The sequence below is a fragment of the Enterobacter sp. BWH52 genome, from assembly GCF_001037565.1.
In the GTDB taxonomy this organism is placed as follows: Bacteria; Pseudomonadota; Gammaproteobacteria; order Enterobacterales; family Enterobacteriaceae; genus Enterobacter; species Enterobacter hormaechei_C.
On the sequence record NZ_KQ089854.1, the window covers coordinates 2,108,124 to 2,121,177 of the forward strand.

The window sequence follows — 13,054 nt, forward strand, 5'->3', positions numbered from 1 at the left end:
ATTTCAAAAGATTATTTTGCGGGCTCGTTTAGACAGTGTTCGATTTCTAATCATCCCGGAAAGGTATCATTTCAGTGCGAAATCATCGCCCTGAACAGGACGTAGCATTATGAAGACACATCCACAGTACGAACCCTGGTTGCAGGGCATGCTCATCATCGCGAAATATTATCGGCTGGATTTTTCGGCGGAGCATGTTCGGGTCACGATTAACCATGAAAGCCAGTCGCCACGCCAGTTGGTGCTGGAGGAGATGGCGCGCCAGCTTGGGCTGGGGATGCGGTGGGTGGCGGCGGAAGCCCTATCGCTCGATCCCTGGCGTTTACCGCTGCTGGCGGAGTTTACCGGCGGGCAAATTGCGGTCATCAACCGTATGGACAACGATGGGAACGTCAGCGTGCAGTTTAGCGGCGACGGCGGCCTGGAGACAACGCTGACGCGGGACGAGCTCGGTTCGCGGTTAAAGGGGCTGATGGTGCTGCGTCCCCTGGAGTCCACGCCGGATGCCCGCGTGGATGACTACATCAAACCGTATGAAAAAAACTGGTTCTGGCAACTGGCGCTGAAGGACTGGCGACGCTACGGCGACATTATGCTGGTGGCGCTGGTCGCCAACGTGCTGGCGCTTTCCGGCATGGTCTTCTCCATGCAGGTCTACGACAGGGTGGTACCGTCGCAGTCAGAAGCCACGCTGTGGGTGCTGTTCGGCGGCGTGATGATTGCCATCGTGTTCGAATTCATCATGCGCATGCTGCGCGTGCACATTTCCGACGTGGTGGGGAAGCGTGCCGATCTGCGCATCTCTGAACGCGTCTTTGCCCACGCGCTGCGGATTAAAAACGGCGCACGCTCGAAATCAACCGGATCGTTTATCGCGCAGATCCGCGAGCTGGAGTCGGTGCGCGAGCTGATCACCTCGACGACCATTGCGGCCCTCTCCGATCTGCCGTTCTTCCTGCTGTTCGTCTTCATTCTGTGGATGATTGGCGGTCCGCTGGTGCTGGTGGTCCTGCTCGCCGTGCCGCTTTTGCTTATTCCGGGCCTGCTGGTGCAGCGCCCGCTGGGGAAACTCTCCAGCGAAGGGATGCGTGAATCCGCCATTCGTAACGCCACGCTGGTGGAAGCGGTGCAGGGCATTGAAGACATCAAGCTGATGCGCGCCGAGCAGCGTTTCCAGAACCAGTGGAATAACACCAACGACGTCGCCGCCAGCGTCGGCATGAAGCAGCGCTGGTTGACGGGCCTGCTGCTCACCTGGACGCAGGAGGTGCAGTCCATTGTTTACGCGGTGGTGCTGCTGGTGGGCTGCTATCTGGTCATCAGCGGCGACATGACCACCGGTGCGCTGGTGGGCACCTCGATTCTGGCGTCCCGGACCATTGCGCCGCTGTCGCAAATTTCTGGCGTGCTTTCCCGCTGGCAGTCAGCAAAGGTGGCCCGCAAGGGACTGGATGACCTGATGCAGCGCCCGATTGACGATCCCCAGCACGGAAAGAAGGTGCATAAAGCCCACCTGCGCGGTGATTATCTGCTGGACGACGTGGGGTTTTATTACGACGAAGAAGAGAAGCTCACCGTGCTGAATATCAGCAAACTACGCATTCGCGCCGGGGAGCGCGTGGCGGTGCTCGGGCGGAATGGTTCGGGGAAAAGCACCTTGCTGCACCTCCTCGCGGGAATGCAGGAGCCGCAGCAGGGCAGCATTTTGCTGGACGATATTGCTCTCAATCATCTTGACCCGGCCGACGTGCGCCGCGATATGCAGTTGCTCAGCCAGCAGGCGCGGCTGTTCTTCGGCTCCGTACGCGACAACATCCTGATGGGTAATCCGCTGGCGACAGACGAGGAAATCCATCAGGCGCTGGTCAACAGCGGCGCGCTGGAGTTTGTGCGCAAGCAGAAAATGGGGCTAAACACCATCATCAACGAGGGCGGAACGGGGCTTTCCGGCGGGCAACGTCAGGCGCTGCTGCTGGCGCGCGCGCTGATCACCTCGCCGAATATTCTGCTACTGGATGAACCCACCGCCTGGCTGGATGAGGTCAGCGAGAAGCAGTTTATCCAGCATCTGCACCAGTGGCTCGGTAAGCGCCGGACGCTGGTGGTGGCGACGCATCGCCTGCCGATTCTGGACCTGGTTGACCGCATCATCGTCCTGGAAAACGGCAAAGTGGTGATGGATGGCCCTCGTGATGCCATTTTACGCCAGCACGGAATGGCCCCGCAGCAGGCGCCGCAGCGTACGGTTAAACTGAAAACGGAGGGCGTGGCATGAATGATTTCTCCCGCTTTAATAGCCGACTGAAGGAGCCCCGCCTGCCGCGTTCGTCGCTGGTGGCATGGTCGCTGTTTGCCCTGCTGGTGGTGTTTATTACCTGGGCCAGCCTGTTCCAGCTGGATGAGGTCACGACGGGCAGTGGCAAGGTGATCCCGTCCTCCCACGAGCAGGTGATCCAGTCCCTGGAAGGGGGGATTATTCACAGTCTGATGGTGCGCGAAGGCGACATCGTCGAGCGTGGTCAACAGCTTGCCCAACTGGACCGGACGAAAACCGAGTCCAGCGTGCTGGAGAGCGAGTCTCGATTAAACGCTGCAATGGCGACGGCCGCGCGTCTGAATGCTGAGGTGAACGACACTGGGCTGACATTCCCGGCAGAGCTGGATGACGACGTTGAGCTGGTCAAACAGGAAACGGCGCTTTATCAGTCACGTCGCGAAAGCCTTGAAAAAGGGCTGGCGGGTTTACGCCAGGGAGCGGATCTCGTGCAGCGTGAACTGGCATTAACGCGCCCGCTGGTGACGCAGGGGGCGGCCAGTAAGGTCGAAGTCTTACGCCTTGAACGCCAAAAAAATGAGCTGGAGAGCAAAATCACCGAGATGAAAAACCAGTACTACGTTCGCGCCCGCGAAGAACTGGCGAAAGCGAACGCAGAAATAGAGGCGCAGCGTTCGGTCATGAAAGGACGCGAAGATTCACTCACCCGCTTAACGTTTAATGCGCCGGTGCGTGGCATCGTGAAGGATATTGACGTGACGACGGTGGGCGGGGTGATCCCGCCGAACGGCAAACTGATGAGCCTGGTACCGCTTGATGACCAGATGGTGATAGAAGCGAAAATCTCGCCGCGCGATGTCGCGTTTATCCATCCCGGGCAAAAAGCGCTGGTGAAAATCACCGCCTATGATTACTCGATCTACGGCGGGCTGGAAGGGGAGGTGACGATGATTTCCCCGGATACCCTTCAGGACGAGGTGAAACGGGATGTTTATTATTATCGCGTTTATATTCGTACAGACAGTAACCATCTGACCAACAGGCAGGGCAAGGCGTTCCCGGTGTTCCCGGGCATGATAGCCACAGTTGATATCAAAACCGGCAGTAAATCCGTCATTGATTATCTGCTGAAACCGTTGAATAAGGCAAAAGAGGCGCTGCGCGAGCGGTAAAAAAGGCGTTCAGCAAACCGAACGCCCGTCAGATCAGAGTGTAGGCGTCATGTTGACAGCATGGCGTCGTTCTTTTGGTACCACATTGATGTAATGTGTGACATACGCAAAATATAATCCGGCATAATTTTCGACAAGCTCGATAAAGGCCGGATAAATTGACATCCGGCCATCGCCGCGATCTTTAAGATAACCTGCCTCCTGCGCCGATTTGATAATGCGGTTGACGTGAATACGCGAGACGAAAAATTCTTTTGCCAGCGTGCTGGCTGAATACGCTATTATGGCACCGTGTGCTGTTTTGTTTTTAATGGCCTGCAAATAGAGATAGAGCATAATCATTCGTCCACCATCCTTATCAATAAATAAACCCACCTCCGGAAGCACTTTCCTGAATGTTAATCCGCGGAAAAGGTACTCTGCGGCGCGCCGGAAAAAGTTGTGCCTCAGAATGTCATTGTCCAGAAGGTTAACATTAATGTCGAATGCCGGATAAAGAATGCTGACAGGCGTAAACGCCCCGGACATATAGCGTTTAAGCTCATCGAGTCCTTTTTCCGTCGGCGCAATTTTTGTTTTTCGGCGATCTTCACTACAGCGCCAGGTCTTAATTCGCCCGGTAGTTTTAAGTATGGTAATGATCGCGATAACACTGTTAGGGCTGGCGATATTATAACGGGTGCATAGCGCCTTAATCTCTGAAACTGACTCAGCCTGATTGCCAAAAACAAAACAACACATGGACAGTATTATGTTGAAGCGTGATTCCTGAAGCATCGTTTTGTAGAACAAGGGTTGTTTTTTATAAATGGCATCATTAATTCTGTAGTGTTCTGTTATAGCTTCACCAAATCGCGGGTTGTTTTTAATGACATCCCTTCGATGTAGCAAAGCCCTGGATGAGATGTGATTATCCATAGCATTTTCTCTTTTTGTCTGGGCCGATAAGATGAAGTGTCCGGTCTTCTTTTTCGGAATTTTCATTATACCTCGAGAAATGCATATTTACTGTCGTTATATGAAAAGAAAGTAATATTTATGCTGCATATGGATGAGTCGGTTGATTAACGCAAAAATGTTCCTGTGCATAACATTGATAACGGTTTATTAACCAAACAGGGTGCGGTAAAATTATTCAATGCGACAAAGAGTATTGGCTTTAATTACAGATGGGAATACTATTTGCATTCTCAGGAGCAGGTTATGTCTCAAAATTTACCTTTTATACAAGGTACGTGCTACAAGCAACGGTTTGTTATTTCAGCCTGCGGTTTCACCTTCGAGGGGTATAGCCTGCTTCTGAAGTCACGTGGCGTAAACGCCACGCGGCTCCATTTTGAAGAGGATGAAGTTTGCTCAGGTGATGTTCATAAAATGATGCAAAATCAACCACCTGAAGTTGCTGTTTTTCTTGGTCGCGACGTCGCTGCCTTTCTTGAAAGCCTGAAGCAGTTGGTATCGGTGCTGAATGCGCTGCCGGTTATTTGTAGCGTGACGCTTTATGGCGCAATACCAGAGAGATGGCTTTATGCCACGTTGTGTAGTCTCGTTAATAATACCAAATCGTTATCGATGATCAGGATAGCGAATATTTCAGACGTAATGGACTGTGCAGACAACATTTATGACGTGCATACCGATTCGTCACGCATATTGCGTGATGGACCCGAGAAAGAAGGTAAAGAAAGTCTGAATGGTTTAACAAAGCGCGAATTAACCGTATTGCTGAATTTTTATCGGGGTATTTCGATAAAAGAGCAGTCTGCGAGGTTAGGGTTGTCAGATAAAACCATTTATACCCATAGAAAAGTGGGGTTGGATAAATTATATCTTATCAGGGTGTGGTTTAGCGATGCACGTGTGTTCAGAGATGAAGTCTGTGCAGTAAAAAATAATCCGCAGGGGTTTTCGGATGCGGAAATTGATATTTTGCAGGCGTTACATAAGCGGGAAATCTTTGCGGCTTATCAAATTATTACCGATGGCGATAAAAAAGGAGTAGGCTTTGAAATTCTGCTGCGCTGGCATAAAAACGGTCAGGTTCTGAAGGCTGCCCAATTTCTGGGTGGGGTGAAAAATGGCGAAATATGGCTCAAGCTGACGGCGTTAGTCATCCACGCGGCCGTGTCAGGTATCAACAGATACAATGGGAAATATTATTTTTCGGTTAATATTCCGCCTCCACTGGCTACCGGGAACGCGCTGCCGGGAATGGCGAAAAAAGCCGTTGAGATGTTACTGAAGCCGCAGTGGGCCGGGAAACTTGTCTTTGAATTAGCTGAAGCGATTGATGTGACAAAGGATCCAAATATTCCTGTCACTCTTCAGCGTTTACGCGCCGAGGGGTGTCGGCTGTTTCTGGATGATTGCTTTTCCAGAGATTACGCTATGTTACCCATCCGACAGATTAATGTTGATGGATTGAAGCTTGACCGCGATATAGTTGAGCACTTTGTTGCTAACGACAATGACTATAGCATTATTAAAGCGATACAGATATACAGCGACATGACGGGAAGGGAATGCGTTGCGGAAGGCGTCGATAGCGAAGAAAAATTTGAAAAACTTGTCGCGTTAGGTGTTAAACGCTTTCAGGGATATTATCTTTCCCGGGCGGTTAAAGAAGAAGAGCTTGATCGAATGGTACGGCTATTTAGTTAATGGGTTCACTATGCTGGCGGTACGACAGAGAAACTTTTCTACCACCAGCAAAAACAGTCACTCACCAGCGCAATAATCTGTTATCAGATATCATCGCGCGTAAAACCGACAACAATTTCAAGCGTATTTCGAATGACATCGCAGGCTTCGGGCTCCTCGGTAATTTCGAGGGCGTGAATCAGTTGCAGGATAATCTCTTTATTAGAGAGATTGTCACCGGTCAGCATAATACAGCGTATTGCCGAGCCCAACACTTCAACCTCACCACTGAGATGTTTTCCTGCATTAAGAAAATGTTCCGCCAGTCCTTTATCGTGCAAGGCTTCAAAATTATACGTCTGCTGCATAATCGCTTTACTCATGGTGGTCACCGTTTCGGTTAAAATTAGTGTTTCTTGTCTGGGGTCAAAAGCGTGTTGTGAGTAAAGAGAGATCGCATGCGACCCATGTCATAATTGCCCATCACTCTTCCCCGGTCGTGCGAGACGCCGGTTACACGCTGGCGCACTTCATCTTCAGCGGCAATCAATGCATTTTTACGTTCATCATTTGATTCAACGTTAGCCATCGCCCGCAGGCGATTAGCAAGAGACACAAAGGTAATAGGTCCGTTCTCTTTCAGTATGGATAATACGGCCTCACCGATAAGGTCATCCTTAAGTCGTTCAAATTTAGTTCTATGCATACCTTCAATCTCACTCTGCTACACGCGGCAGGCTGTAGCATGGGGTTAGTCATCGCATTCAGAAGCTCTATTCTCACTCAGCATGACTAACTTAGTAAGTTAAAAAACAGTGTTCAGGTTAACGCTCGAAGAAGAGGGCTATCAAACCGTTGTAGTGCGCTTTCTCAACGTCAGACGTGGATTCTTCAATTCTGCGCAACAGCTTTGTACAAATTGTCATTCTGCTCAGTTGTACATTTTCTTTGATGATCTCACTGACGATGGCACCAAGGGTTTCCTGCTGTGTTGGGACGTTATCCTTGTTAAAATACAAGGTTATAGCGCTTTCTGCTGTAGAGGGAGCATGGTTGCGACGCATAATTTTCCACCGTTAACAAACAATTTTGTAACATCACTGGCATCGAATTTATACTATATGGTCAAATCTGTACATCAAAATTGTACAACTTTTTCGTATGGATTGAGCTTTTATCAGGAGAACTATCAAAATTAGGGGGGGGAAGAGAAGGAAAGAGGGGGAAAAGAAAAGGCCCCGGAGGGCCTGAAATTATTTACGTCCCAGCAGAAGTCCCAGAACGATACCTACCGCACCCGCAGCGATTAAGCCCGTTAACGGGTTATTTCTGACGGCTTCAGTAACATCCGAGACGGCATCACTGGCCTGGGCAGCATATTTTTTCGCTGCACCTTTCACCTGGTGTTTAGGGGAGTCAACGAATTCACCAAACTGCTGCTGCGCAGAGCCGGATAATTCATCAAGTTTGTTTTTGGCTTTATCGCCAGCGTATTGTGCATTTTTATCAGTGTCGAAATCAGACATTCCAGCCTCCTTTTGTTGATAGTCTAAGGATAGACGCTGATTTCAGGCGTGAGCGAGAATTCGCTGAAATCGACGCCTGATTGCCCCTTTTTAGGATATGTCTTTCTTACATGACAACACTAACGTCCTTAGGATGTTGTTGATCACTATTTCCCTCGCCGTCTCTCTACGCAGTGCGAAGAGATTATTTTTGTCGTGCGCGAGCGGGAAAGGTAACGTAATAACCAAGGGATGCGGCCAGGCACAGCATATAACCGAACGATTCCGAACCTTCCTCCACGGCGTTTTTCACGACACGCATATAGCCATGCTCCAGGATGGCGTGCCACAGCACCTGCATTCCAAAGAGGCGGGAGAAGACCAGTACAGCCAGCAGGCCGCTCAACAGAATACCGTACCAGGGGGATTGGGTATATTTTGCCAGCTGTTCCAGGGTAGCACGAAAATGCATAACGGGGCGAATTAACGCCAGCACAGCGGTAATCAGCGCGAACCACACCCAACTCCCATGAGAAATGAGATCAAAAAGCGCGTCCAGCTCACGAATTAACATTGTCAGGAAAAATCCGCCCACCAGAATATTACAGTAACGCATGGATTCGTACATTTTCGCCAGACGAAAATGGAGAAAGACAATACTCGCTAATACCGTTTCCTGCATAATTTCGGTCAGTGATAATTCCGGAATATCATGGCCGACAAACCGCATATCAACCCAAAGACACAGTACAATAAGTGCGCAAGCGGCCGCCGCGCCAACGAAGAATAAAAAGCTCTTTAGTACAATCATTAACACCACCATTTTGTTTGTAGCGGGTATGTTAGGTGACGAGAATGTTATTTCTGTTCACAATGTGCCATATAAGTGCGGATTTTTAACATTTTGAGCTAAATAGGGTTGGTCGAGGTGGGGGTAAACCCTAAATATGGTTGCACCATCTCTGAGAGAGACGTTAAGGGTAAACCCCAACCGCTCGTTAAACAGCTGTAGCTGCTCAACATAGAACTCGTTGAAGCAGGTCGAATATACCAGATACAGCATTTCCGCTTCTCCACACCCGAGCTGGCAGGCGAAGAAAGAGTGGCTAAGTCAGCAGCTGGTTACCAGCACGTGTATAAGTGCTAAATGCCGCAAGGCCAATAACACCGCGGCCGCAGTTGTACAGACAGGCTATAGTGATCTCCTTTGCCTGCTCAATACGGATCTTAACTTGAGTTTAAAACTGGCCGCAATTTTTAGGTATGGCCATCTGGTTTTGAATTCATTGATAGCTACTTCATACAATGTAGAAATACACTGCGGGTATTATAATTACTATTATTAGCAATAAAATATTTGTTGTTTTTTTACTGACGTTTGATGGCAGGCCATTTTTACTAACATACAATATCGCTTCAAAAAGAAACCAGTACATAGAAATACAAACAATGAAAAATAAAGGCATTATTGTTTTTGATATACCTTCAGAGAAGGATAATATTAAGGTTAACCCTGTCATCATGCCGACCATCGTAGAAGCATATGCTTTCCCTACTTTGATAACAGGGAAAATAATGAGTGTATATATGAGTTTATTATATTTTTTCTTGACATTTATGCTGCCGACAAATCGAAGTGTCAGAGACGTAATAGACGTTGCTATTACAAGCATTGCTGCAAGAGAATGAGGGGCCATATGTTCTTCAATGATAGTTTCTATCTCCTGAGTATATTTATCACTAAGGAAATTGAAAGGTATCAATACAACCAGACTAAGAAGAAAGAAAAATAAACTATCTTTGCATAATGCATTTATACTTCGTCTTAAGAAAATGCTCATTAAAAGCCCTTAATAAAAGTTTTCATTCATAAAAAGCATTTGACATTTAAAAATGTTAACTATCGCCTATTAGTCTATTCCTCATTGTATTCTTAAGAAACCTACAGTCTTTGGTGGGGACGGGAATTTGCGTGAATGCAGAAACCTTCAAAAATGCGGATACGACGGTATTTATTACAACTATGTTTTTACAGAATGTGTCATAGCTTAGTTCAGATGTTCGAGTTAAGAAAAGAAACACACTATAAATTACATGATACCTGATACCCTCATAAAACTTAATGTTTACATTAACTTCCCATGAAGGATACAATACCCCCCTATAGTATCAGGAGGGCGTATGCCGCATTCACCCGAAGATAAAAAACGTATTCTGACCCGCGTCCGCCGCATTCGGGGCCAGGTTGATGCCCTTGAACGCGCCCTGGAATCGGGCGATCCCTGTCTCGCCATTTTGCAGCAAATCGCCGCCGTGCGCGGCGCTGCCAATGGCCTGATGGGGGAAATGGTTGAAATTCACCTCAAAGATGAGCTGGTGACGGGGGAGACCACCCCGGATCAGCGGGCTGTGCGGATGGCGGAAGTCGGCCATTTACTGCGCTCTTATCTAAAATAAATCCACACACCTCACAACAAGGGAAAGACATCATGAAATCTCGCGCAGCTGTCGCGTTCGGCCCAGGCCAGCCGCTGAAAATCGTTGAAATTGATGTTGCTCCGCCGAAGAAAGGCGAAGTGCTGATCAAAATTACCCACACCGGCGTTTGCCATACCGATGCGTTTACCCTGTCCGGTGACGATCCGGAAGGCGTATTCCCGGCGGTGCTCGGCCACGAAGGGGGCGGTGTGGTGGTGGAAGTGGGTGAAGGCGTCACCAGCCTGAAGCCCGGCGACCATGTGATCCCGCTCTACACCGCAGAGTGCGGTGAGTGTAAGTTCTGCAAATCCGGCAAAACTAACCTCTGCCAGGCCGTGCGCGCCACGCAGGGTAAAGGTCTTATGCCGGACGGCACCACCCGTTTCTCCTATAACGGCGAGCCCATTTATCACTACATGGGGACCAGCACCTTTAGCGAATACACGGTGTGCGCCGAGATCTCACTGGCGAAAGTGAATCCGCAGGCCCCGCTGGATAAAGTCTGTCTGCTCGGCTGCGGTGTCACCACCGGTATCGGCGCGGTGCATAACACGGCGAAAGTGAAAGAGGGTGACACCGTGGCGGTGTTCGGCCTCGGCGGGATCGGTCTGGCAGTCATCCAGGGCGCGGTACAGGCGAAAGCTGGCCGCATCATTGCTGTGGATACCAACCCGGAAAAATTTAAGCTCGCAGGTGAGATGGGCGCGACCGATTTCATCAACCCGAAAGACTACGACAAACCGGTTCAGGAGGTGATCGTTGAGCTGACCGACGGCGGCGTGGACTTCAGCTTCGAATGTATCGGCAACGTCGATGTGATGCGCTCAGCGCTTGAGTGCTGCCACAAAGGCTGGGGCGAGAGCATCATTATCGGTGTGGCCGGCGCGGGTCAGGAGATCAAAACCCGTCCCTTCCAGCTGGTGACAGGGCGCGTATGGCGCGGGTCGGCATTTGGCGGCGTGAAAGGCCGTACCCAGCTGCCGGGCATGGTTGAAGATGCGATGGTCGGTAAAATTCAGCTCGACCCGTTCATTACGCACCGCCTGCCGCTGGAGCAGATCAACGAAGCCTTCGATCTGATGCACGAAGGAAAATCTATTCGTACCGTTATCCATTTCGGCGACAACTGATTATTCTGCCAGCGGTTTTTTCCGCTGGCATTTCTTCCCTGATCTTTTCTAAAGTGTGACCTGTCTGGCGCTTTTAACCGTAATCTAATTCTACGCCGTGCCGATGACTCTTTTACAGGCGTGTTTTTACGCATCTTACCTATAAGAGAGTCGACGGTCATGGACAACACAACATCGATGCAGGCGCAGCATAAGCTGAGTTTCTTGCACCACATCCGGCTGGTTCCGCTGTTTTCCTCCATTCTCGGTGGCATTATTCTCCTGTTTGCATTGAGCTCGGGTCTGGCAGGCTATTTCCTGCTCCAGGCCGATAACGATCAGCAGGATGTTACGGCAGAAATCCAGGTGCGCACCGGGCTGTCAAACAGTTCCAACCATTTACGCACCGCCCGTATCAACATGATCCACGCGGGGGCGGCGAGCCGTATCGCGGAGATGGAGGCGATGAAACAAAACATCGCTGAGGCTGAGACCCGCATCAGGCAGTCGCAGGATGGATTTGCCGCCTATATGAAGCGCACTATTCGCACACCGGCTGATGAAGCGCTGGACGGCGATCTGAAAGCCCGCTATGACGCCTACATCGCCGGTATGCAGCCGATGCTGAAATATGCCAAAAACGGCATGTTTGAAGCCATTATTAACCACGAAAATGAGACCGCGCGTCCGCTGGACGATGCCTATAACGCGGTGCTGCTGAAGGCGATAAAAATCCGCACCGAACGCGCCAACGCGCTGACGGCGCAGGCTCACACCCGCACCCGGCTAGGGCTGATGTTTATGTTCGGCGCGTTTGGCCTGGCGCTGGCGCTGGCGGTGATCACTTTTGTGGTGCTGCGCCGTACGGTGATAAACCCGCTCCAGCGAGCCGCTACGCGTATCGAAAATATCGCGAAAGGCGATTTGACCATGCCGGACGAACCGACCGGGCGCAGTGAAATTGGCCGCCTTACGCGCGATCTGCAAACGATGCAGCACGCGCTGGTGACCACCGTAGGCACCGTGCGGCAAGGGGCGGAGGAGATCTACCGGGGAACCAGCGAGATCTCCGCGGGTAACACCGATCTCTCTTCCCGTACTGAGCAGCAGGCGGCGGCGATTGAACAGACGGCGGCCAGCATGGAGCAGCTCACCGCGACGGTGAAACAGAACGCCGATAACGCGCATCATGCAAGTAAACTGGCAGAAGATGCCTCCGGGAAGGCCAGCCGCGGGGGGCAGATGGTCTCCGGCGTGGTGAAAACCATGGGTAATATTTCCACTAGCTCGAAGAAGATCTCTGAAATTACCGCCGTGATTAACAGCATCGCGTTCCAGACCAATATTCTGGCGCTCAACGCGGCGGTCGAGGCGGCGCGTGCGGGTGAACAGGGACGCGGCTTTGCGGTCGTGGCGAGTGAAGTTCGCACCCTGGCAAGCCGCAGCGCAAACGCGGCGAAAGAGATTGAAAGCCTGATTAATGAATCGGTGTCGCTTATCGATCAGGGTTCCGGGGAGGTGGTTGCAGCGGGCAATACCATGAATGAAATCGTCGAGGCGGTTAAACGCGTCACCGATATCATGCTGGAGATTGCAGCGGCGTCCGATGAGCAGAGCCGCGGCATCGTTCAGGTGAGCCAGGCGATTTCCGAGATGGATAAGGTGACGCAGCAGAATGCCTCGCTGGTGGAAGAAGCTTCTGCGGCAGCGGCTTCGCTGGAGGAGCAGGGCGCACGTCTGACGGAAGCCGTTGGCGCGTTTCGTCTCAACGGGGCGCGTGCAGGACGGGCTCCAGCCGCTGCAAACGCAGCGAAACCCGCGCCTTTAACCCCGGCGGCGGTCGTCTCAGGTGATAACTGGGAAACGTTCTGAGTA

The 13,054-nt window shown here is 50.9% G+C and carries 13 protein-coding genes; 6 read left to right on the forward strand and 7 right to left on the reverse strand.

Annotation, left to right across the window (positions count from 1 at the left end):
* Positions 1 to 109 precede the first annotated feature (109 nt).
* On the forward strand, positions 110 to 2,275 hold the full coding sequence (locus SK47_RS09920; RefSeq protein ID WP_048244044.1) for a type I secretion system permease/ATPase: 2,166 nt from the start codon (positions 110 to 112) through the stop codon (positions 2,273 to 2,275).
* On the forward strand, positions 2,272 to 3,447 hold the full coding sequence (locus SK47_RS09925) for an HlyD family type I secretion periplasmic adaptor subunit (RefSeq protein ID WP_022651165.1): 1,176 nt from the start codon (positions 2,272 to 2,274) through the stop codon (positions 3,445 to 3,447). The genes SK47_RS09920 and SK47_RS09925 overlap by 4 nt, the downstream gene beginning before the upstream one ends.
* Before the next feature lie 33 nt (positions 3,448 to 3,480).
* Here the strand turns inward: SK47_RS09925 and SK47_RS09930 are convergent, their stop codons facing one another.
* On the reverse strand, positions 3,481 to 4,365 hold the full coding sequence (locus SK47_RS09930; protein WP_048245062.1) for a hypothetical protein: 885 nt from the start codon (positions 4,363 to 4,365) through the stop codon (positions 3,481 to 3,483).
* A gap of 285 nt (positions 4,366 to 4,650) precedes the next feature.
* Here SK47_RS09930 and SK47_RS09935 point away from each other — a divergent pair, with 285 nt between their 5' ends.
* Complete coding sequence (locus SK47_RS09935) at positions 4,651 to 6,108, forward strand: EAL domain-containing protein (RefSeq protein ID WP_032609154.1); 1,458 nt, start codon at positions 4,651 to 4,653, stop codon at positions 6,106 to 6,108.
* An 83-nt stretch (positions 6,109 to 6,191) separates the two neighbouring features.
* Here the strand turns inward: SK47_RS09935 and SK47_RS09940 are convergent, their stop codons facing one another.
* From SK47_RS09940 to SK47_RS09970, 6 genes are all read right to left on the reverse strand, one after another.
* Complete coding sequence (locus tag SK47_RS09940; RefSeq protein ID WP_044596271.1) at positions 6,192 to 6,470, reverse strand: biofilm development regulator YmgB/AriR family protein; 279 nt, start codon at positions 6,468 to 6,470, stop codon at positions 6,192 to 6,194.
* A gap of 23 nt (positions 6,471 to 6,493) precedes the next feature.
* Complete coding sequence (locus SK47_RS09945; RefSeq protein ID WP_003857266.1) at positions 6,494 to 6,793, reverse strand: hypothetical protein; 300 nt, start codon at positions 6,791 to 6,793, stop codon at positions 6,494 to 6,496.
* Between the two features lie 118 nt (positions 6,794 to 6,911).
* Entirely contained in the window at positions 6,912 to 7,151 is a 240-nt protein-coding gene (ycgZ, locus tag SK47_RS09950; RefSeq protein ID WP_003857265.1) for a regulatory protein YcgZ, read from the reverse strand.
* A gap of 189 nt (positions 7,152 to 7,340) precedes the next feature.
* Positions 7,341 to 7,613: an ElaB/YgaM/YqjD family protein gene (locus SK47_RS09955; RefSeq protein ID WP_003857263.1), complete on the reverse strand. Its 273-nt coding sequence runs from the start codon at positions 7,611 to 7,613 to the stop codon at positions 7,341 to 7,343.
* 184 nt (positions 7,614 to 7,797) lie between these two features.
* Positions 7,798 to 8,403 carry a hypothetical protein gene (locus SK47_RS09960; protein WP_023314119.1) on the reverse strand — a complete coding sequence of 202 codons (606 nt, stop codon included), beginning with the start codon at positions 8,401 to 8,403 and terminating at the stop codon, positions 7,798 to 7,800.
* 487 nt (positions 8,404 to 8,890) lie between these two features.
* Positions 8,891 to 9,433: a hypothetical protein gene (locus SK47_RS09970; protein WP_126296783.1), complete on the reverse strand. Its 543-nt coding sequence runs from the start codon at positions 9,431 to 9,433 to the stop codon at positions 8,891 to 8,893.
* Positions 9,434 to 9,773: 340 nt separating this feature from the next.
* Here SK47_RS09970 and SK47_RS09975 point away from each other — a divergent pair, with 340 nt between their 5' ends.
* The 3 genes from SK47_RS09975 to SK47_RS09985 all read left to right on the forward strand — a co-directional run bounded on the left by SK47_RS09975 (position 9,774) and on the right by SK47_RS09985 (position 13,051).
* On the forward strand, positions 9,774 to 10,049 hold the full coding sequence (locus SK47_RS09975) for a metal/formaldehyde-sensitive transcriptional repressor (protein ID WP_003857256.1): 276 nt from the start codon (positions 9,774 to 9,776) through the stop codon (positions 10,047 to 10,049).
* Between the two features lie 32 nt (positions 10,050 to 10,081).
* A complete protein-coding gene (locus tag SK47_RS09980; protein ID WP_003857251.1) occupies positions 10,082 to 11,200 on the forward strand; it encodes an S-(hydroxymethyl)glutathione dehydrogenase/class III alcohol dehydrogenase in 1,119 nt (372 codons plus the stop codon).
* A gap of 159 nt (positions 11,201 to 11,359) precedes the next feature.
* A complete protein-coding gene (locus tag SK47_RS09985; RefSeq protein WP_023314123.1) occupies positions 11,360 to 13,051 on the forward strand; it encodes a methyl-accepting chemotaxis protein in 1,692 nt (563 codons plus the stop codon).
* Positions 13,052 to 13,054 lie beyond the last annotated feature (3 nt).